This window comes from Actinokineospora diospyrosa (assembly GCF_024171925.1).
Lineage (GTDB): Bacteria > Actinomycetota > Actinomycetes > Mycobacteriales > Pseudonocardiaceae > Actinokineospora > Actinokineospora diospyrosa.
The window spans coordinates 19,096-39,238 of record NZ_JAMTCO010000004.1 but is presented as its reverse complement, the minus strand read 5'-3'; the positions used below and the strand labels follow the sequence as shown (position 1 = coordinate 39,238).

Annotated in this window: 19 protein-coding genes and 2 pseudogenes; 14 read left to right on the top strand and 7 right to left on the bottom strand. The window is 70.1% G+C overall.

Going from position 1 to position 20,143, the window contains the following annotated elements; all coding sequences use genetic code 11:
• The first annotated feature begins 39 nt into the window (after positions 1-39).
• The 5 genes from LV75_RS07355 to LV75_RS07335 all read left to right on the top strand — a co-directional run bounded on the left by LV75_RS07355 (position 40) and on the right by LV75_RS07335 (position 6,041).
• On the top strand, positions 40-1,041 hold the full coding sequence (locus LV75_RS07355) for a carbohydrate ABC transporter permease (RefSeq protein WP_253886028.1): 1,002 nt from the start codon (positions 40-42) through the stop codon (positions 1,039-1,041).
• Positions 1,038-1,847, top strand: coding sequence for a carbohydrate ABC transporter permease (locus LV75_RS07350; RefSeq protein WP_253886027.1), 810 nt, complete (start codon positions 1,038-1,040; stop codon positions 1,845-1,847). Before LV75_RS07355 ends, LV75_RS07350 begins: the two co-directional genes overlap by 4 nt.
• Positions 1,848-1,857: 10 nt before the next feature.
• A complete protein-coding gene (locus LV75_RS07345; protein WP_308210886.1) occupies positions 1,858-2,346 on the top strand; it encodes a MarR family winged helix-turn-helix transcriptional regulator in 489 nt (162 codons plus the stop codon).
• Between the two features lie 772 nt (positions 2,347-3,118).
• Positions 3,119-4,768, top strand: coding sequence for a glutamate--tRNA ligase (locus LV75_RS07340; RefSeq protein WP_253886026.1), 1,650 nt, complete (start codon positions 3,119-3,121; stop codon positions 4,766-4,768).
• Positions 4,769-5,795: 1,027 nt separating this feature from the next.
• Positions 5,796-6,041, top strand: a complete 246-nt coding sequence (locus LV75_RS07335; protein WP_253886025.1) for a hypothetical protein — start codon at positions 5,796-5,798, stop codon at positions 6,039-6,041.
• Between the two features lie 222 nt (positions 6,042-6,263).
• On the opposite strand, the gene LV75_RS07330 is transcribed toward LV75_RS07335, so the two are convergent.
• Together LV75_RS07330 and LV75_RS07325 are read right to left on the bottom strand one after the other, a co-directional pair.
• The gene (locus LV75_RS07330) at positions 6,264-6,707 is read right to left on the bottom strand and encodes an anthrone oxygenase family protein (RefSeq protein WP_253886024.1); all 444 of its coding nucleotides are present in this window, start codon (positions 6,705-6,707) and stop codon (positions 6,264-6,266) included.
• Between the two features lie 548 nt (positions 6,708-7,255).
• A complete protein-coding gene (locus LV75_RS07325; protein ID WP_253886023.1) occupies positions 7,256-8,656 on the bottom strand; it encodes a M14 family zinc carboxypeptidase in 1,401 nt (466 codons plus the stop codon).
• Positions 8,657-9,064: 408 nt separating this feature from the next.
• On the opposite strand from LV75_RS07325, the gene LV75_RS07320 reads away from it, so the two are divergent.
• Positions 9,065-11,482 carry a chitinase C-terminal domain-containing protein gene (locus LV75_RS07320; protein ID WP_253886022.1) on the top strand — a complete coding sequence of 806 codons (2,418 nt, stop codon included), beginning with the start codon at positions 9,065-9,067 and terminating at the stop codon, positions 11,480-11,482.
• Positions 11,483-11,591: 109 nt separating this feature from the next.
• On the opposite strand, the gene LV75_RS07315 is transcribed toward LV75_RS07320, so the two are convergent.
• Positions 11,592-12,182 (bottom strand): NADPH-dependent F420 reductase, encoded by a 591-nt coding sequence (locus LV75_RS07315; RefSeq protein WP_253886021.1) that lies wholly within the window; start codon positions 12,180-12,182, stop codon positions 11,592-11,594.
• A gap of 64 nt (positions 12,183-12,246) precedes the next feature.
• Here LV75_RS07315 and LV75_RS07310 point away from each other — a divergent pair, with 64 nt between their 5' ends.
• Together LV75_RS07310 and LV75_RS07305 are read left to right on the top strand one after the other, a co-directional pair.
• Positions 12,247-12,576 carry a winged helix-turn-helix transcriptional regulator gene (locus LV75_RS07310; protein ID WP_253886020.1) on the top strand — a complete coding sequence of 110 codons (330 nt, stop codon included), beginning with the start codon at positions 12,247-12,249 and terminating at the stop codon, positions 12,574-12,576.
• A gap of 231 nt (positions 12,577-12,807) precedes the next feature.
• Positions 12,808-13,374, top strand: a complete 567-nt coding sequence (locus LV75_RS07305) for a snapalysin family zinc-dependent metalloprotease (RefSeq protein ID WP_253886019.1) — start codon at positions 12,808-12,810, stop codon at positions 13,372-13,374.
• A 104-nt stretch (positions 13,375-13,478) separates the two neighbouring features.
• On the opposite strand, the gene LV75_RS07300 is transcribed toward LV75_RS07305, so the two are convergent.
• Complete coding sequence (locus LV75_RS07300; protein ID WP_253886018.1) at positions 13,479-13,871, bottom strand: hypothetical protein; 393 nt, start codon at positions 13,869-13,871, stop codon at positions 13,479-13,481.
• 249 nt (positions 13,872-14,120) lie between these two features.
• On the opposite strand from LV75_RS07300, the pseudogene LV75_RS07295 reads away from it, so the two are divergent.
• The 5 genes and pseudogenes from LV75_RS07295 to LV75_RS07275 all read left to right on the top strand — a co-directional run.
• Positions 14,121-14,636: pseudogene (locus LV75_RS07295) on the top strand (RNA polymerase sigma factor); the annotation flags it as partial.
• 371 nt (positions 14,637-15,007) lie between these two features.
• On the top strand, positions 15,008-16,279 hold the full coding sequence (locus tag LV75_RS07290) for a hypothetical protein (RefSeq protein WP_253886017.1): 1,272 nt from the start codon (positions 15,008-15,010) through the stop codon (positions 16,277-16,279).
• Positions 16,276-17,235, top strand: coding sequence for a hypothetical protein (locus LV75_RS07285; RefSeq protein ID WP_253886016.1), 960 nt, complete (start codon positions 16,276-16,278; stop codon positions 17,233-17,235). Before LV75_RS07290 ends, LV75_RS07285 begins: the two co-directional genes overlap by 4 nt.
• Positions 17,236-17,406, top strand: a pseudogene (locus LV75_RS07280) (GyrI-like domain-containing protein); the annotation flags it as partial.
• Positions 17,407-17,500: 94 nt separating this feature from the next.
• Positions 17,501-17,740 carry a hypothetical protein gene (locus LV75_RS07275; RefSeq protein ID WP_253886015.1) on the top strand — a complete coding sequence of 80 codons (240 nt, stop codon included), beginning with the start codon at positions 17,501-17,503 and terminating at the stop codon, positions 17,738-17,740.
• Positions 17,741-17,752: 12 nt separating this feature from the next.
• Here the strand turns inward: LV75_RS07275 and trxA are convergent, their stop codons facing one another.
• The 3 genes from trxA to LV75_RS07260 are packed head-to-tail and all read right to left on the bottom strand — an operon-like array spanning position 17,753 to position 18,878.
• Positions 17,753-18,064, bottom strand: a complete 312-nt coding sequence (trxA, locus tag LV75_RS07270) for a thioredoxin (RefSeq protein WP_253886014.1) — start codon at positions 18,062-18,064, stop codon at positions 17,753-17,755.
• Entirely contained in the window at positions 18,061-18,450 is a 390-nt protein-coding gene (locus LV75_RS07265; protein ID WP_253886013.1) for a MerR family transcriptional regulator, read from the bottom strand. Before LV75_RS07265 ends, trxA begins: the two co-directional genes overlap by 4 nt.
• Before the next feature lie 29 nt (positions 18,451-18,479).
• Positions 18,480-18,878 carry a DUF1801 domain-containing protein gene (locus tag LV75_RS07260; protein ID WP_253886012.1) on the bottom strand — a complete coding sequence of 133 codons (399 nt, stop codon included), beginning with the start codon at positions 18,876-18,878 and terminating at the stop codon, positions 18,480-18,482.
• Positions 18,879-18,924: 46 nt separating this feature from the next.
• On the opposite strand from LV75_RS07260, the gene dinB reads away from it, so the two are divergent.
• Positions 18,925-20,118 carry a DNA polymerase IV gene (gene dinB, locus LV75_RS07255; RefSeq protein ID WP_253886011.1) on the top strand — a complete coding sequence of 398 codons (1,194 nt, stop codon included), beginning with the start codon at positions 18,925-18,927 and terminating at the stop codon, positions 20,116-20,118.
• Positions 20,119-20,143: the final 25 nt, after the last annotated feature.

The following is a 20,143-nucleotide window of genomic DNA, read 5'->3' as shown; positions in this document are numbered from 1 at the left end:
ACCCCCAGGCCCCGCCGCCTGCCCTCCTGGAGGTCGGTTGTGGTCACCCTTGTTCCCGCTGGACCGGACCCCGCCGGACCGGACTCCACCGCATCGGGCCCCACTGGGCCGGGCGGCGGCTCCGCGCGGGGCCGCCGCCCGGGCACCGGACGGCTCGCCGCGCTGCTGGTGTCGCCGACCCTGCTCGTGCTCGGCCTGGTCGTGCTGTACCCGATCATCTCGGCCGTCCGATTGGCCTTCTACCAACGCAACGACGGCATCGACCCGGAGACCGGCCTGCTCGTGCAGGGCGACCGGTTCGTCGGCATCGACAACTTCACCGACATGTTCACGGGTGAGAACGCCGACCGGTTCCTCAACGCGCTGACCAACACCACGACGTTCACCGTCGTCGCGGTCTCGATCGAGGTCGTCGTCGGTGTCCTGATGGCACTGGTGATGCACCGGGCCTTCCGCGGCCGCGCGCTGGTGCGCGCGGCGATCCTGGTCCCGTGGGCGGTGCCGACCGCGATCGCGGGTCTGTTGTGGCGCTGGGTGTTCCAGGCCGACGGCGTCGCGAACGACCTGCTGCCCGGCGCGCCGGTCCTGTGGACCACCGACGGCGTCCAGGCGTGGTTCGCCGTCGTCATCGCCGACACCTGGAAGACGGCCCCGTTCATCGGGTTGCTCGTGCTCGCCGGGTTGCAGGTGATCTCCGCCGAGATCTACGAGGCCGCCCGCCTCGACGGCGCAGGCCCGTGGCGGACGTTCTTCTCCATCACGCTCCCGCTGGTCAAGCCGACCCTGCTGGTGGCGGTGCTGTTCCGGACCCTGGACACGCTGCGCATGTTCGATCTGCCCTACACCCTGATCGGACCGGGTAAAGAGGCGACCGACACGGTCACTGTGCTGGCGTTCGAAGAGGCGGTGAAGTTCGGCAAGTACGGGCCGGCCTCGGCGTACGCGGTCGTGCTGTTCGTCTACGTGGCCCTGGTGGCGTTCGCGTTCGTCCGACTGCTGGGCGCCGATGTGTTCGGCACCAAGGGAAGGCGGTCGCGATGAGATGGCGCTACCTGGGTATCGCGGCGATCGTGGTGTACTGCCTGGCGCCGTTCTACTGGATGCTGGTGTCGAGCCTGCGCCGCACCAGCGACATCTTCGACTCCGGTCCGCTGCCCGACCCGGTGTCGCTTGAGTCCTACCGCGCGGCTTTCGCCACGGGCAACGGGTTTCTCCGCGCGCTGCTCAACAGCTTCGTCGTGGCCGGGGTGACCACCGCGGTGGTGCTGCTCGTGGCCACGTTCGCGGGCTACGCCTTGGCGCGCTTGGAGTTCCGCGGCAAGTACGTGGTGTTGGCGCTGATCATCGCGACCAGCATGTTCCCCGGGATCTCGCTGTTGGTCCCGCTGCTGGAGCTGTTCTCCGGCATCGGCTGGATCAACACCTACCAGGCCATGATCGTGCCCTCGGTCGGTTGCGTGCTGCCGCTGGCGGTGTGGAACCTGACCGCGTTCTTCCGGCAAATGCCGCTGGAGCTGGAGGAGGCCGCGCAGATCGACGGCTGCACCCCGGCAGGCGCGTTCCGCCGGGTCATCCTGCCGCTGGCCGCGCCAGGCGTGTTCACCACGGCGATCATCACGTTCATCGCGGCGTGGAACGAGTTCATCATCGCCCTGTCGGTGGTCAACAAGAACGAGCTCAAGACCGCGCCGGTGATCACCAGCCAGTTCACCGGCACCACCAGCTTCGACTCGCCGTTCGGCACCCAGATGGCGGCGGGGGTGATCGTGACGATCCCGCTGGTGGTGCTGGTCCTGCTGTTCCAGCGGCGGATCGTCGCGGGGCTGACGGCCGGGGGCGTCAAGTAGGCTGCGCGCTGTGAGCGACCCGCAGGCCATCGGTACCCGGTTGCGGCACGTGTTGGAGCTGATGGAGGCCGACATCGCCCGCGTGTACACCGACGCGGGGCTGGGGTGGTACCGGCCGCGGTTCAGCGCGTACATCCGGTTGCTGGCCGCTGGTGGGGCGCACTCGATCCGCGCGCTGGCGGAGGGGGTGGGGGTGACGCATTCCGCTGCTAGCCAGACTGTCGCGCAGATGAGGCGTGATGGGTTGGTGACGCTGGAGGCGGGGGCGGACGCTCGGCAGCGGATCGTGCGGTTGACGGAGCGGGCGGTGGGGTTGTTGCCGTTCTTGGATGCTGAGTGGGCGGCTACGGCGGCTGCGGCGACTGAGTTGGATGCGGAGTTGCCGTGTTCGTTGGGTGTGTTGTTGGGGGCGGTGGAGGAGGCGTTGGGGCGGCGGTCGTTGCGGGAGCGGATTGGGGATGTGGGTCTCGCTGATCTCGCTGGGGGCGTGGGGGAGTAGCCGCCTCGTTGCCTGGCGGCAACATCGGGCCCGGTCGCGCGGCAGTGCGGTCGGCTCGATGGGGTGGACCTGTTTTGTGTGGGGCCCCTACAACACCCGTGGCAGGTCCGCAAAGCAGGGGCCGAAAAGACTGGCCCTGCCGCGAGAAACGCTACGGGTGTTGTCCCCCCACACAAAACAGGTCCACCCCATCGAGCACTGGGCACCAGCGACACCGACGAGCGCGGGCTGGGCTGGCAGGGCCGACGAGGGCGGGCTGGCCTGGCACCGGATCTTCCAAGTGTCCAGGGCGGGCACCGTGGGGTGGGGCGGACCTGAGGGAGGCCGGGATGGCGGCTTCCGAGTGTCCAGGGATCGGCTAGGTGGGTGGCGGTTGGTTGTCCACAACGCGTTCTGTTGTCCACAGGCCGCAATCGCTGCCCCGGTCCTGTCGGGCTTCCTCGTTAGGCTGTATATCGGGGGCTCTTGCGGCAGATGATCTTGCGCGGGGTGGTTTGGGGTCGGTCCTGGCGGAGGCTGGGATGGCACCGTCGCGTTCGAGGGTTCAGGTGCTGGGTTGGCAGGGCTGGCTCGGGCGGGGCTGGGATGGGCACCACAGCTTCCGAGGGTTCAGGGGCTGGCCAGGCGGGCTGGGGGCACCTCGGCTTCTGGGGGTGCACTGGGCGCGGGGGCGTCACCCGGTTGAGCGGGCGAGCGGGTCGGTGGGGAGTTGCGATTGCTAAGCTATCGGTGGAATTGAGCTGCCTGCCCTGGAAGCGAGACGGACCTGATCATGCTCGAGCGTGCGGTCATTGATGCCCTGTTCCCGGCGGATCTGCCGGAGCCGCAGCACTGGGAGCAGCGGTACCCGGCTCGGCGGTTGCCCGAGGGCGCGAAGGTGACCCGGTTCGGGCCGTCGCCCACGGGGTTTGTGCACGTGGGGGGTGTGTACGTCTCGACGATTGACAAGGACGTGTCGGGGCATTCGGGGGGCGTGTACTTCGTCCGGGTCGAGGACACCGACCAGTCGCGGGAGGTTGAGGGGGCGTTGGGGCAGTTCGCCAGGGCCTTCGACTACTTCGACCTGCACCCGGACGAGTCGGACGCGGCGGGGGAGTACGGGCCCTACCACCAGTCGGCGCGGGAGCGGATCTACCTCACGTACGCGCGGGAGCTGCTGCGCGAGGGCAAGGCCTATCTGTGCTTCGCCACCAAGGAGGAGCTGGCCGACATCTCGGCGCGGCAGCAGGCGACGAAGTTGCCGACCGGGTACTACGGGACCTGGGCGATCTGGCGCGACGCCGGTGCGGACGCGGTGGCGGCGAAGTTGGCCGAGGGCGCGCCGTATGTGGTGCGGTTCCGGGTGCCGGAGGACACCGCGCCCCGGGTGCGGTTCACCGACGAGATCCGCGGTGCGCTGGAGGCGGAGGCGAACCGCAACGACACCGTCATCCTCAAGTCGTCGGACACCTCGCCGCGGTTGCCGACCTACCACTTCGCGCACGCGGTCGACGACCACCTGATGCGGGTCAACCTGGTGGTCCGCGGCGAGGAGTGGATCTCCTCGGTGCCGCTGCACCAGCAGCTGTTCGCCGCGCTGGGCTTCGAGCCGATCCCGTACGCGCACATCGCGCCGCTGATGAAGCAGATCCCCGGCGGCAAGCGGAAGCTGTCCAAGCGCAAGGACCCCGAGGCGGGCGTCGACTTCTACATCGAGGCGGGGTTCCCGGCCCGGGCGATCCTGTACTACCTGCGCGGACTGGCCAACGGCCGCCTCGCCGAGGTGCCGCTGGACGAGGCGCTGGCGACCCCGATCCGGCTCGACCAGTGCGGCGTCGCCGGGCCGCTGGTCGACCTGGTGAAGCTGGAGGACATCAGCGCCGACCACATCGCGACGCTGACCAGCGAGCAGGTCTTCGAGGCCGTGCGGGTGTGGGCCGAGCAGTTCGACGCGGAGTTGCTCGCGGCGCTCGACGCGCAGCGCGACGAGGCGTTGCGGGCGATCGCGGTCGAGCGCGAGGGCGTGGAGAACCCGCGCAAGGACCTGCGCAAGTGGTCGGACTTCCGCGCCGCGTACGGCTTCTTCCTGCCCAGCCTGTTCACCCCGCTGACCGGCCCGACCGACGAGCGCGTCACCCCGCTCGGGGTCGCCGCCGACGTCGTGACCGCCTACGCCCGCGACCTGGCCGACGGCTACCAGCACGTCGACGACGCGCAGGAGTGGTTCAACCAGGTCCGTGAACTGGCCGCCAAGCACGGTTTCGCGGGCAGCCCCAAGGACTACAAGAAGAACCCCGACGCCTACCCCGGCTCCATCCGCGAGGCGTCGCAGTTGGTGCGGGTCGCGCTGAGCGGGTCGACCCGCAGCCCCGACCTGCACGCCATCAGCCAGGCGTTGGGCGCCGAGGAGACCCTGCGCCGGTTGCGCGCTCTGGCCGGCTAGCGGCGCGACCCAGAACGTCGACCATGTCTCGACCCGTCCACGACGCGCCTGGCGGCGTTGCCGAAACGCCCAAGTACATCCAGTACGAGGACGTTGCGGCGCCTTGCCGGCCACGCCGTGGACCCGCCGATACACGGCCAACGCCCTGAGTCGAGCCACTAGTTCGACGCGCGGGCCGCGCTTGGTGACCTGAGTCCGATATGGACGCTCTGGACGCCGGGTGCGGCCCGTTCGCTTGTCCCGACCCGTCCGGTGCGGCCCGTCCAAGCCGCGCCCACCGGACGGTATGAGCCGGATCGCGCGCGTCCGGGCCCCGGTAGCGGGCTCATCGCGGACACGAGTCCGTGCTACCCCGCGCGCCCACACCGGGCAGGTCCGCAGGCCGCACCGCACCGAGCCGAGGGCCACCCCGACGCGGCTGGAATGGACCAGTCCAGTTCCGGCCAGTCGGTGCCGGACGCCCGCGGGCGCCACCGCCCGCCCACCGTCCAGGTCCGGGCTGGGCCGCCGAAAACCGACGCCCACTCCTGGAGCGGGACGGGGAGCCGCCGCACTGGCCCGTCAGTGCCTCGCAGAACCACGGGTGGGTCGGTCTCGTCCGCGGCCTGCCGCCGGGTCCCGCCGGGGTTGGCGCTCCGCTGGCCGCGCGGGGCGGTCCCGGCGCGCTACCTGGTGTTGTGATGGGCGTCGTGAGTACTGTTGTGGACTTCCTTAGCGCCGCGCCGATCAATGATCGGATCCGACGTTCCACACCGGATTGTTCAGGTCGGCTAATATATCGTCCATGTAATGGCCACATGTTATGACCGTGCACCACGGCAATGCGCTTGCAACTTGCACTTTTGGATTTTATTTTTTGCCAGGTGATCCCCCGTTCGGCCGTGTTATGGCGGTAGGGTGGCGGTACCTCCACCGGCGGTCCGGAAAAAGATCGGCTAATTCACCCGATCGTGATCACCTCGTGGCGTTCGGGTGGCATTCTGGCAGCGTGACCGCCACTGGGCGGTACCTCGAGGGGGTGGGGGATATGCGCGAGAATGTCTACGACGTGACCGCTGACTGCATTGCGGGATCGGACTACCCGCGACCGGTGAGCGACCCCGTCATCGTCGACCGGGCGGACGCCGCCGAGGCGCTATTGCGATTCTTCCTCGCCAACGCCGACGCCAATGACCACGACGCCAACGACCACCTCGTCGAACAGCTCTGCCGTCGGCTGCGCGAGTCCCCGCCTGTCCCCGCGCCGCTGGTCCCGCTCGTCGAGTGCGACTGAGACGGCCACCGCCGTCGCATTTCGGAATATCAGTGTATTGGCGAACAGTGGCGCCGGATCCGGCGTCCTGGTGGCGGCTGTCCTGCTGGGACTACGGAAGCGCCACGACCCCCGTGCGGGAGGAACCCGCTGGTTCGCTCGGCGGCTTTCGATGATCACCACTCGCCCGCGATAGTCAGTGCCGCGATGATCGGTGCGCGAGTGGGCACACCCGAACGTGGGTCACCCGACCACGAAGGCCACGGCCGCCCCTGTCGAGGCGACCGTTCGCACGTGGTTCCACGCCGTCCACCGCCGCAGGTAGCCGGGCCAGTACTCGGCTGCCTCGGCGGTGCCCGGCGTGAGCCCGTCCAGCTCGGTGTTCCACGGCACGTTGCGGACCCCGGTCACCACGAACGCCCCGACCAGGTAGAGCGCGGCCCCCAGCACCCTCGGCCACGGACCGGCGAGGGCCGCGAGCACGCCGAGCACCCCGGTGCCCAGGAACAGGACCAGGAACAGCGGGTTGATGATCACGCGGTTGACCGAGCGCATGGTCGCCACGCCGACCTCGGCGGGCAGCGGCGCCAGGGCGGGCATCACGACCACGGAGAAGGTGAAGAACAGCCCGGCGACCAGACCGGCGCCGACGGCGGCCGCCGCGGCGGCGATGTCCAGGGCGTCCACGGTGGACAGGCTAGCGGTTCGTCCACGCTCGGAGGAAATCAGCCCCGGGTGCGCCGGGCCGGTCCACTCGCCGATCGCGGACCGGTCCACCCGGGCGCCGCGGGTGATCGGCCGGGCACGGTCGGTCCACAAAGAACTCAACGCCGCACCCGGGACGGCACGGGTGCGGCGCGGTGCTGGGGGGCGCAGGGGTCGCTCGACGGTCTCTACACCGAATACCGGAGCGGGTTTTACAGGGTCTGGTCGCGCCCCTGCATGACGCGACCAGACCCGGCGCTCGGGTCACAGCGAGGGCACGGACCCGTGAACGCGTTCCCGTCGGTCAGGCGCCCTCCCGGGGGAACGGGTACACCATAGAGCGTGCACCCCCGTTGAGGGCAGGGAGTACGTGAAAAGCCGTGTGAAAAAAATCAGGGGAGTCGCGGGGCCGGGCGCGTGAGGGTGCGCCCGGCCCCGCCATGTCCCCCGCGGGAGCGCAGGCATCGCCCCGGCGGGGGTGGGGGTGCCGCCGCCCCTGTGTCGACTGGGCGCCCCCGCGGTTCAACCGTCTAGCTCGAGTACGGCCGTGCCGTCTTGCTCGCCGCGTACAGCAGCATGCCCTTGACCTTCGGCCAGTACAGGCTCGTCTGGCAGGAGTAGGCGGGCGTGAAGCCGGAGCAGGTGCCGCTGGGGTTGCCGATCTCCCAGACGAAGCTCGACACGCCGAGGTCGTCGTAGACCCAGTCGTCGGTCGCGCCACCGGCGTTGTAGAGGATCTCGCCGGGCTGCCCGTAGCGCCAGCCACCGGCCAGCGACGCCATCTGCCGGGCGATGGCGCGCAGGCTCGCGTCGTTGCCCGACTTCACCGAGGAGTTGAAGCCCCACGGGAACAGCACCATGTTCGAGTAGCTGTGCATGCTGATGACCATGCCGGTGGTGTCGGCAGGCGCGGCCGCGGTGGTGCCTGTCGCGCGCCGGTCGCGGTAGAGCGACCGCCACAGCGACTGCAGGGCCTTGGTCTCGACCTCGGAGTTGGCGCTCGCGCCGCGGTAGGTCTCCGAGCACGGCTGGGTGCTGCTGCCGACCCCGTAGCCGGAGCTGGTGTTGCGGTTGAGGTCGATGCCGACCTGGCTCGACCCGCCGGTGGTCCCGCAGCCCGCGCCGTTGGTGTTGTTGGCGTTCTTGCGCTGCAGGTACGGGTACGACCCGCCGCGCTGGACGATGTCGACGCCGTCGGGGTTGGCGATCGGCACGACCCACACCTCGGTGGTGTTGAGCAGGTTCGTCACCTGGGTGTCGGTGCCGTAGCCGTCGGTGAGGTGATCGATCCAGCGGTAGGCGACGTCACCGGTGGTGATCTCGCGGGCGTGCAGTTGGCCCATGACGAACAACCGGGGCTTGGGAGCGGCCGTGGAGAGCGCGCAGTCGCCGGTGTTCTTCTTGGTGATGCAGATGGCCTTGAGGTCGTAGCCGCCGGAGCCGCGGCTCTTGCGCCACGAGTCGCCGTAGTCCACGACGGTCGCCAGCGCGGCGTGCTCGCGCGCCACCTGGTCGAGGTGGGCGTACTGCGCGTTCACCGTGCGGTAGCCGCCGTAGTAGGTCTCCTCGGCGACCTTGGCGTCCAGGCTCGCCGCCTGCCCGCTGCGGGCGGGCGGGGTCCAGGTCAGCGGGGGCAGGACCTGCTCGACCTGGACCTGGTGGCCGCTGGCGCGCAGCTTGCCACCGACCTCGGCGGGACCCATGACGAACAGGTCACCGCCCTGGCGTTCCTCGAGCACGTCGAAACCCTCGCGCAGCAGCGATTCCGACTTCGCGACGCCACCGGGGACGCGGTAGACGTAGCTCGTGCCGGGCTGCTGCGCTGTGGGGGACGGGGCGGCGTTCGCCCCGGGGAAGACGCCGGCCAACATGGCCGTGGCAGCGCCAACGGCCACGGTCATCGCCAGCGCGGAACGGCGGGTGATGGACACCCTGCGCACCTCCTCGCGTCGCGGGACCGGCCCGGCGTAGGCAGGGTGGGCCGGACCCGCAGGGGTTTCGCGCGCCGCGGTGCACAGCGCGCGATCGGATCTCACCGAGCGTGCCCCATGCCCCCGCCGCCGCGCCCATCCCAACAATGCATAGCGGTTCCCTATGCCTGTACTGGGAAAATGGGATCACCTCGACCCGGGCTGAACCGGTCAACCGTCCACCTCGGACCATCAGATCGGCGCGGTGGCCGGCGATTCACGCGATCATCCGATGACCGGTGTGTGAAGCCCGTGAGAACTGGGAAGGAAATAATTGGTCTAGACCGGTTGAGTTAGCTGGTTTAGACCAATTACGATCACATGCACATCCCTGCATCCCTGCGCTCCAATGTCCCCAGGAGGTGAAGCGTGGTCAGAAAGAGCCTTCCCCTGCTCCTGTTGCTGGCTCTGCTCTCCGGTATCACCATCGCGGTCTCGGCCGCACCGAGCAACCAGGCCGCGGCGGCCGACAACAACGACTGCCGCCCGGACGGGTTGGCCACCACCGCGAACCTCGCGGTGCCCTACTGTCTGGCCTACGACACCGACGGTCGCGAGAAGATGGGCGCCGACCACCCGCGCCGCGTGATCGGTTACTTCACCAGTTGGCGCACCGGCAAGAACGGCCAGCCCGCCTACCTGGCCAGCAACATCCCGTGGACCAAGATCACCCACATCAACTACGCCTTCGCCCACATCGACGGCGCGGGCAAGGTCTCCGTGGGCCCCGACGGCCCGGACAACGCCGCGACCGGCATGACCTGGCCCGGCGTCGCCGGTGCCGAGATGGACCCGTCGCTGCCGTACAAGGGTCACTTCAACCTGCTGACCAAGTACAAGAAGCAGTACCCGAACGTCAAGACGCTGATCTCCATCGGCGGCTGGGCCGAGACCGGCGGCTACCTCGGCGCCGACGGCAAGCGCGTCGCCGACGGCGGCTTCTACACCATGACCGACTCCGCCGCGAAGATCAACACGTTCGCGGACTCGGCCGTGGAGTTCATCCGCAAGTACGGGTTCAACGGCGTCGACATCGACTACGAGTACGCGACCTCGATGCCGAACTCGGGCAACCCGGACGACTTCTCCTTCTCCAACGCGCGCCGGGCCAAGCTGCTGGCCGGGTACGTGACGCTGATGAAGACCCTGCGCGAGAAGCTCGACGCGGCCGCCGTGGCCGACAACAAGTACTACTCGCTCTCGGTCGCCGCGCCCTCCTCCGGCTACATGCTGCGCGGCATGGAGAACTACCAGGTCACCCAGTACCTGGACTACCTGAACATGATGACCTACGACCTGCACGGGGCGTGGAACAACTTCGTCGGCCCGAACGCCGCGCTCTACGACGACGGCAAGGACGCGGAGCTGCAGTTCTGGCAGTACTACACGACCTCGCAGTACGCCGGTCTGGGTTATCTCAACAGCGACTGGTCGTACCACTACTTCCGCGGCGCCATGGGGGCCGGTCGGATCAACCTCGGCGTCCCGTACTACACCCGCGGTTGGCAGAACGTCACCGGTGGCACCAACGGGTTGTGGGGTTCGGCGCCACTGCCGGACCAGACGAAGTGCCCACCGGGCACCGGTGGCACGGTCGGCTCGAAGGTCTCCTGCGGCAACGGCGCCATCGGCATCGACAACCTGTGGCACGACGAGGACACCAAGGGCAGTGAGGTCCCGGCGGGCTCCAACCCGTTGTGGCACACCAAGAACCTGCAAGAGGGCAAGGTCGGCAGCTACGCCGCCTCCTACGGCCTGGACCCGGTGAACAAGCCGGAGGACCGCATCACCGGCAGCTACGCCCGCAACTACGACTCGACCCTGGTCGCGCCGTGGCTGTGGAACGCGCAGAAGAAGGTGTTCCTGTCCACTGAGGACGAGCAGTCGCTCGGCACCAAGGCGCAGTACGTGGTCGACCGCGGCCTCGGCGGCGTCATGATCTGGGAGTTGGCCGGCGACTACGCCTACGACCAGGCCAAGGGCGAGTGGTTCATGGGCAACACGCTGACCACCCTGCTCTACGACAAGTTCAAGGCGGCCTCGCCCTACGGCAACACCAAGGCGAAGACCACCATGCCCACCGACGTGCTGGACGTGAAGTTCCAGCTCGGCGGCTTCCCGGTCGGCGACGCGAACTACCCGATCACGCCCAAGGCCAAGGTCACCAACTCCTCGACCACGACCCTGCCCGGCGGCACCGAGATCCAGTTCGACTACGGGACCTCGGCCCCGCCGACCATCGGGCAGCAGTCCGGCTGGAGCCTGTCGGTGGTCTCCACCGGCCACACCGGCCCGAACGTGGGCGGCATCAAGGGCGACCTGCACCGCTTCTCGCTGAAGCTGCCGTCCTGGCAGAGCCTGGCGCCGGGCGCCAGCGCCGAGGTGCAGCTGTCCTACTACCTGCCGGTGGCCAGCCCGTCGAACATCACCATCACCTTCGGCGGCAAGTCCTACACCGCGGCGCAGGAGTACCTGCGCGGCACGGGCGGCACCACGCCGCCGAGCTCGACGACGCCCCCGTCGAGCAGCACCAGCTCGACCCCGCCGTCGAGCTCCACCCCGCCGTCCAGCTCGACGCCCCCGTCGAGCTCGACCCCGCCCTCGTCGAGCACCACCAAGCCGCCGACGTGCACCGCGGCCGCGTGGGACGCGGCGAAGGTCTACGCCGCGGGTGGCACGACGGTCTCCTACAACGGTCGCCAGTACAAGAACAAGTGGTGGACCCAGGGCGACCGGCCCGACCTGAGCGGGCAGTGGGGGGTGTGGCAGGACCTCGGCGCCTGCTGATGTCCTGGTGAGAGCAACGCGGGACGGCCGCCGGTGTTCCCGGCCCGGCGGTCGCCCCGCGGTCCACTCGGACCGGCCCTGGGCACCCTGCCCCGGGGCCGGTCCTTCTTCACGTGCGGGGGATGGCCGCGTTGGGGTTGGTGCCCGCGAACGCGAGGCCGATGACGAAGCCCGCCACCTCCTCCAGTTGCCTGGCCCGGCTCAGCGGGCCGAGCACGGCCGGGGTGGCCCCGAGGTCGCGCACCAGGGTCGCCGTGGTGTCCAGGGCCGCCCGGTGGTCGCCGCAGAGGGGCACGACGGTGCCCGCGGCCGCGGCCCAGTGGGCGGCGGGGAACAGGTGGAACGCCTTGACCACGTGCGCACCGCTGCGCTCAGCGATCTCCTCGGCCGCGGAGGTCTGCGGCAGGAGCACGCCGACGCCGTGTTCGACAGCGTTGCTGGGGTCGATCAGTGTCTTGCCGGTGAGTAGCCCCTGAGTCGCATCGAGGACGTCTGGCACGCCTTCCCACCTGATCGCCAGCAACACGACGTCTGCGCTAGCCGCTTCGCGCAATGTTGCCGCTGTCGCGCCCCATGTGTCCGCGAGGGCCTTGGCGCGCTCGGGGGAGCGGCCCGCGATGGTGATGGTGTGCCCGTGTGCCGCCCAGGACGCACCGAGGGCGGTCGCGACCGCGCCGGTGCCGAGGATTCCGATTCGCATGCCGCGACGGTAGGGAGTTCGACGCGCACCGAACGGTGCGCTTCGGGTCGCGCAGAATGGTGGCATGTGCGAGGACTGGGTCGCTGATTGCCGGTTGCGGGCGGGCACGGATCTGCTCGCGCACCGGTGGGACCCGGTGCTGCTCGCCGCCCTGCGCCCGGCACCGCTGCGCCGGGTGGACCTGCGCCGCGCGGTCGGCGGGCTCAGCGACAAGGCGCTCACCGAGTCGCTGCGCCGCCTGCTCGAGCGCGGCCTGCTCGAGCGCCGCCGGTTCGCCGAGGCGCCGCCGCGGGTGGAGTACGCGCTCTCGGCACTGGGCGTGAGCCTGGTCGACGGCCCGTTGCGCGCATTGGGGGACTGGGTGCTCGAGCACGGTGACGCGCTGCGTGGATGAGACTTTCTCTTGTACGGCGAACAATCGTCCCGTTACATCTGGGAAATCCCCACTTGTCACCTTTGGGTCACACGATCGGCCCACGTCACCTGCGGTTATGTGAACTAGCTCGGCGTAATAAGGTCGCTTTATGTGTCCGACCTATATCTGACCGTGATGCGGGTTCCTACACTCGGTGAGCCGGTGTTCGCGAGAACACTTTCCCTGCATCGCAAACGCTAGGAGAGCCTTATGTCCCTGCGTGGATACACGCGCGTCCTCATCGCGGGTGCCACCCTGGTCCTCGGTCTGGCCGGTCTCACGGCCACCGCCTCGGCCGCCCCGACCGCCTCCTCCGTCGCGGCACCCGCCGCCGCGGCCGCCCGCACGGTCTACTACAGCGCGAGCTCCTACAGCGCCCAGGCCGACCAGGCCGCCCAGATCTGGAACTCCCGGGTCCCCAACCTGCGCCTGGTCCGCGGCGGTAGCGCCACCATCCGCATCGCCGCCACGACCGGTGGCGGCTCGCGGGCGTACCCCTGCGGCTTCGGCTGCGCCACCATCTACATCGACACCCGCGACGTCGCCGCGGGCAACGACGCCCTGCGCATCGTCGCCCACGAGATGGGCCACGGCCTCGGCCTGCCCGACACCTACAACGGCATCTGCTCCTACCTGATGTCCGGCGGCTCCGCGGGCACCTCCTGCCGCAACCCCTACCCCAACGCCCAGGAAGCCGCCCGGGTCAACCAGCTCGCCGGTGGCGGCCGCCTCGCCGCCTTCGCCCCCGTCGTCAAGTCCGGCCCCTACACCGGCTGACCAGCCCCACCCCCGCGGTCTGTCCCCCGGCGGGTCCCACGCCGCGTCGACCGCACCACCCGAGGCCCCGGCAGGTAGTCCCACCCGCCGGGGCTTCGGCCTTTTCACGTGCTCACCGGACCGCGCCGCAAGGCCACGGTGGCGCAAACGGTGGCGACGAGCCAGATCGCGGGGCCTGACGCGCCGCCGACCGGGTCGACATGGCCCGGGAGGGCGAGGACGAGTAGGAAGGCGATGTCGACAACACCGAGGACAACTGTGTTGAGGTAGTAGCCGATCCGGCTGTTGACCCGGTTCATGGCCAGCGCGACGAAAATGGCCTGGCCGCCGAACACCGCCGCGCAGAGGAAGAACATCAGGCTCTCCGCCGCCTGTTCGGCCTCGGGAACGCCATCCCCGAGGCCGTCGACCACCATCGACACCCCGAGCCCCAAGTGCAGCAGCCCCCACACCACGTATAGCGCCGCCGCCACCGCTGCCCATCGACGAGCACCCATGTCCCCAGCCCCCCTGACTGTCGTTGTCTGGACGGTAGGGCACGTCCGGCATGATGACGGGCTGTTCGGCGGGAACGTCCGGTCGCACCGGATCGATCAGGTTCCGGTGCGGCTCCCAGCCGCACCAACGCAACCCTGGCAGGGACACCCGCTAACGGTCGCCGCCGAGAACCGATACTCCGTTAACGGGGGCGGAAGGGGTTGAGGGCGCTGGTCGACAGCGACTGGAAGACGACTCGGCACGGGGGGATCCCGTGGGAACACCTGACCGGGACCGACCGGTTCGCCGCCTGTGTCGTCGCCGCCCGCGACGGTGATCGGCGCGCGCTCGACGCGCTCGTCGCCGACCTGTCCCCGGTCGTGTGGCACATAGCGCGCGGCGTGGGCTTAGACGTTCCCGATGCCGAAGACGTCGTGCAAACGGTGTGGTTGGCCCTCTTGCGCCACGTCGACTCGATCGCCGAGCCACGCGCGGTTGTCGGATGGTTGATCACCACGACCCGGCGGGAAGCCAAGCGGTCCCGCAGGGACGCTGCGCAGGTGGCCCGACTTCGGGGGGACACCCCCGAACCGCTCTGGGTCGGCAACGACCCGCTGTGGCAAGCGTTCCACCGCCTCGATGCCCGGTGCCAGGAGCTGTTGCGATTGACAGTCCTCGCGCGCAGACAGGACTACGAGGTCTTGGCCGCGATTCTCCGGATGCCTGCGGGGAGTATCGGACCGACCAGGAGCCGATGTCTGGCCGCCTTGCGCGCCCTGTACGACCCGGACCCGTCCGCGCCGATCCCGCTGTCCGCCCGCGAGGCCCGCGTCGGCCTCCGGTCCGGCGATGAGTTGCGGCAGGGGCAACCGCTCGAGGTGGACTTCGCCTTTGTCGTCCCGAGCGGCGCCCATGTCGGGCTGCGTGCGCCAAGCGCGCGACCCGTTCCGTTGCGGGTGTTGCTGCACGCCGAGGGAGCGGCTGTCCGGCCGATGACCCGTGTCGTGGAGCTGGGGTTGGACCGCACGAGCGAGCCCGTCGTGTTCGAGGTCGTCCCCGGCGAGAGCGGCGCCCTGCGGTTGGTCTTCCGGGTCTACCTGGTCGGCGGCGGGCAGCTGCTGCAGGAGGTCCGCGCGGAGCTGGAGGTGAGCGAGCCGTGACGTCCTCGTTGGTGACCTCGGTGACGATCGACCACAGCGACCGGCTGCGGTCGGTTCCCGACGACCGGTACAACCGCGAGCGCGGCATCCACCTCCGGTTCATCCAGGTCGGCAACCGATTCCTGGTGCAAGCCTGGGGAAGCGCGTTCCCCGAGGACGGTGGCGGCGGGTACCAGGGGACGCTGTCGCTGTCGGTGGACGTCGTGCGCGACGGGATCGAGGACCTGCGGGCGGTGTGGCAGCGGGAGCTCATCGACCACGTCGACCCGGGCGTCCGGCCGACGCGGCGGCCGTTCGTGGACGAGTGGGACCTGTCGGCGCCCGCCGAGCACGAGCGCGCTGACCGGGCCGCCCTGGCGCTCGCCAGGGCCGGGTACACCCTGTTCTGCCTGCTGTTCGCCAACGGCGACGCCGGGCTCAAGGAGATCGCCGACCACCTGACCCGGGCGCTGCGGGGCGGGGAGCACGTGATCACCGTGGAGTCCGACGACGTGTTCGTGCCCTGGTGCATGCTCTACGTCCCGCTGTCGGACCAGGACTCGGTCTGGGCGAGCGGCTACCGGTGGCGGCCAGAGGGGTTCTGGGGCTACCAGCACCTGGTGGAGCACAACTTCTCCCGCTGGCCCGGGTTCGACAGCCGCATCGCGCTGCCGGGCGCCCTCGCCCGCGTGGGGCTCAACGTGGACCACCGGGTCGACGAGGAGTACCCGCCGACGCCTTACGTGGCACCGGTCGTCGACTTCTTCACCGAGAACGCGGTCACCACCGTGCGCACGAGCAAGGTCGCGCTCGCCGAGGCGATGCGCGACCCGGCGTTCGCCGACCACATCGTGTACTTCGGCTGCCACGGCCGGGTCGGCGGTACCGACGAGCGCGCCTACCTCGTGCTCGCCGACGACGAGAAGATCTACGGCACCGAGGTGCTGGCGTGGTTGTCGGGGATGGCGCTGCCGAGCAGCCCGGTGGTGTTCGTCGGTGCCTGCCAGGGCGGTCAGCTCGCCTCGGTGTTCTACCCGGCGTTCGGGCACCACTTGCTGCACCACGGTGCCCGCTGCCTGGTGGGGCCGCAGATCGACCTGCCGAGGGCGTTCGCGCGGGTCTACGCGCTGCGCCTGTTCGCCGCGTTCCTCGTCCCGCACACGCGGCTGGGCGACGCCGTGCGGGGGCTCACCCGGGAGTTCCTCGACCGGTACCGCAACCCGCTCGGCCTGATCTTCTCCCTCTACCGGGGCATCGACGTCCACCTCGCGCCGGGGGAGGGGGTATGAGCCGGGTCGTTCTCGACCTCGACGCCGAGGGGAACCCGGTGGACCCGACGACCGGCCAGGCGGTGCGCGGCGCGGCCGTCGCGGGTTTCCTCGACCGGCACCTGGCGGTACCCGAGACGGCGACCGACATCGTGGTGCTGGTGCACGGCTGGCGCAACACCCCGGCGACCGCCCTGGCCAGGGCGGAGCGGTTCATCGCCGTCATCGACGGGGCCTACGGCCCCCGGTACCCCGCCCTGCCTTGGGCCTGCCACTACGTTATCGTCCGGTGGCCGTCGCAGAGCAGCCCGTTCCTGCGCGGGTACCGCCGCGTCCGCGACCGCGCCCACCTGATGTCGACCACCGGCCACGCCGCCGACGTGCTCGCCCAACTCCTCGGCTACCTCAACACCAACCGGACCCGCCCGAACGGCACCCTGCGCACCGCGGGCGGTCAGTACCTGCACCTGATCGGCCACTCGTTCGGCTGCCGCTTCCTCGCCGAGGCCATCCAGTGGGCCGCGGAGTCGCGGCCGGGCACCCTCGGCTGGAACCGCGCCGATCCCCGGTACCCGTACGCGGCGGACACCCTGGTCCTGTTCCAGATGGCCGCCCCGCACGACTCGCTCACCCAACGCTTCCCCCGCCTGGTAGCGGATTCCCCCATCGCGGGCCCGGTCGTCCTGACCCACGCCACCACCGACCGCGCGGTCGGCCTCTGGCACCGCCTCGCCGAATCCACCCCCGGCGTCGGCTTCCGAGGCGCCACCCTCCCACCCGACCAGATCACCCCCACCCGCCTACACCGCCTCGACGAGCCCTACACCGCCGCCGACTTCCCCACCCCCGTGGTGAACGTCGACGCCACCTGGCGCTTCCGCAAAGGCCACCGACTGCTCCCCGCAGGCGCCCACGCCGACATCATCCACCCGGAGTCGGCGCACCTGATCCTCTCCCTCGCCCACCTGGCCCGATGAATGCTCGGCGGAGCAGTGGGTCCGGCTCGGTCGCGGGTCCCGGCGGGCACCTGGGCGGTCTTCCGCACCAGCGGTACCTACCCGGACGCCCCGCAGACCACCTGGGCCGCCACCGCCACGGACTGGTTCCCCGCCAACCCGTGGCGCCTGCGCCCCGGCCCGTCGATCGTCACCATCCTCGACCGCGCGCCCGACTTCAGCACCGCCACCTGCGAGCTGTGGCTGCCCATCGAACCCACCTGGCGAGCAGGCGCACACTGGCGCGGTGACCCGACCACCGTGGGAGTACGACGGCCGCCACTACGCCGTCACCGCGTTCAGCGACGTCTCCACCCGCGACGGCTACGGCTGGGAGCTGGAGGAGGCGGGTCGGGGGCAGGTCGCCGAGGTGTTCCTCGACGACACCACCGGCGCCTTCACGATCAGGGTGTTCACCGACGAGCCCCTCCCGTTCGACCTGGTCCACCGGTTCGTCACCGAGGCTGGCACCGACATCCGGCGCTGACGGGCCGGTGCCTCAGGCAACGGCCTTGTCGAGCTCTTCCAGCAGCCGGACTTTGGGGCGGGCGCCGACCAGGGTCATCACCGGGCGGCCGTCCTGGAAGAGCATCAGGGTCGGCAGCGAGAGCACCTGGTAGTCGCGGGCGACCCCCGGGTTCTCGTCGGTGTTCACCTTGACCACCGTGATCGGCCGCTCCTTGGCGATCTCGTCGAGCACCGGGGCGATCATGTGGCACGGCGGGCACCACTGGGCCCAGAAGTCGACCAGGACCAGGCCGTCAGCGGCCAGGACGGTGTCGGCGAAGGTGGTGTCGGTGGCGGTGATCATGGGGTCTCCTCGACGGTGCAGGTGGGGTGGGGGTCGCGGGCCAGGGCGGCGGCGAGTTTGCGGGTGAGGTCGGTGCGCAGGTCGGTGAGTTGGGCCAGGCAGGCCTCGACCTCGGCGAGTTTGCGGCGGTAGGCCTCGACCGAGTCCGCGCACGCGTCGCCCGCCGCGTTGCCCGCGCGCAGGCAGGCGACGAACGGGCGGGTGTCGGCGAGGCTGAACCCGGCGGCCTGCAGGGCGCGGATCTCGGCGACCACACGCAGGTCGGCCTCGTCGTACTCGCGGTAGCCGTTGGCGGCGCGCTGGGCGGCGAGCAGGCCCTGGGCCTCGTAGAAGCGCAGCGCGCGCGTCGTCGTCCCGGCACGTTTGGCCAGCTCACCGATCCGCATGGGACCGACGGTAAACGTTGCCGCCCGCGTCAACGCAAGCGTTTCGCCTCAGCCGCGATCTCGTCGGCGTTGGCCTTGAAGTGCTCGCGCTTGGCCACGGCCTCGCGCACGTAGTCGCCGACCCGCACCGTGTCGATCTCGGTGTCGAGGGCGAAGTCCCAGGTCATCAGCGTGGAACTGCCCTTGCGCAGCACGTGCAGCGGGTCCTCGAGCAGCACGCCCCACAGGAACCGCAGGCACGCGCCGCGCTTGGTGACGTTGATCCCCGCGACCCAGTGCCGCCACCCACCGTCCACGGTGTACATCAGCAGCCCGTACTTGACCGCCACGTCGAACTCGTGGGCGGCGCTGACGGCCCCGTGCAGCGCGAGCACCACCGCGGCCTCCTCGGCGGTGTGGCGGTGCGCGTACTCCTCGGCGACGGTCATGCGCACACGGTAGCTGACCTGCGGCGTTGACACCTCATGCGAACATATGTTCGTGTCGAACGAGGGTCCTATCCTGCACGCCGACCTGGACGCGTTCTACGCCTCGGTCGAGCAGCGCGACGACCCGGCGCTGCGCGGGCGGCCGGTGGTCGTCGGCACGGGGGTGGTCCTCGCGGCGAGTTACGAGGCCAAGGCGCGGGGCGTGCGGACCGCGATGAACGGCCGCCAAGCGCGGCAGCTGTGTCCGGAGGCGATTGTGGTCTCGCCCCGGATGTCGGCGTACTCGGCGGCGTCGAAGGCGGTCTTCGAGGTCTTCCGCGATACGACCCCTCTCGTCGAGGGCATCTCTATAGACGAGGCGTTCCTGGACGTGGGCGGGCTGCTTCGGATCGCGGGACCACCGCGGGTGATCGCCGCGAACTTGCGCGCCGCGGTGGCGAGCCGGGTAGGTCTACCGATCACCGTTGGCGTCGCCCGAACGAAGTTCCTCGCGAAGGTCGCTAGCGGCGTGGCCAAGCCAGACGGGCTGTTGGTGGTACCGCACGACGCGGAGCTCGCCTTCCTGCATCCGCTCCCCGTGGAGCGCCTCTGGGGCGTGGGGAAGGTGACCTCCGGCAAACTCCGCGCCCACGGCATCACCACCGTCGGCCAGGTCGCCGCCTTCGACGTCCGCGAACTGGTCAGCATGCTCGGCGCGGGCGCGGGACGGCACCTGCACGCCCTCGCCCACAACCGCGACCCCCGCCGAGTGCGCGTCGGCCAACGGCGGCGGTCCATGGGCGCCCAACGAGCCCTGGGCTCCCGCCGCCGCACCTACGTCGAGCTGGACGAGTTCCTCTCCGGCCTGTCCGACCGCCTGGCGCGCCGACTCCGCTCCGCAGGCCGCGCCTGCCGCACGGTGACGCTCCGGCTCCGGTTCGCGGACTTCTCACGCGCGACCCGCTCGCACACGGTCCGAAAGCCGACAACGGGCACGGAGGTGATCCTCTCGGCCGCCCGGGGCCTGTTGGCGGCCGCGTGGCCGATGATCGCGGACCGGGGAATCACGCTGATCGGCCTATCCCTCTCCAACTTCGACGACGACGCGGTGCAACTGGAGCTGCCGTTCTCCGGGCCCGACCTCGCCGCGCTGGACACGACCCTCGATTCCCTCCGCACCCGCTTCGGCTCCACAGCCGTGACCCGGGCGGCTCTGCTCAAGCACCCCGACCCCGTGGAGATGCCACTCCTGCCGGACTAGCTGGATCGACGAGGAGCCGGCTTTC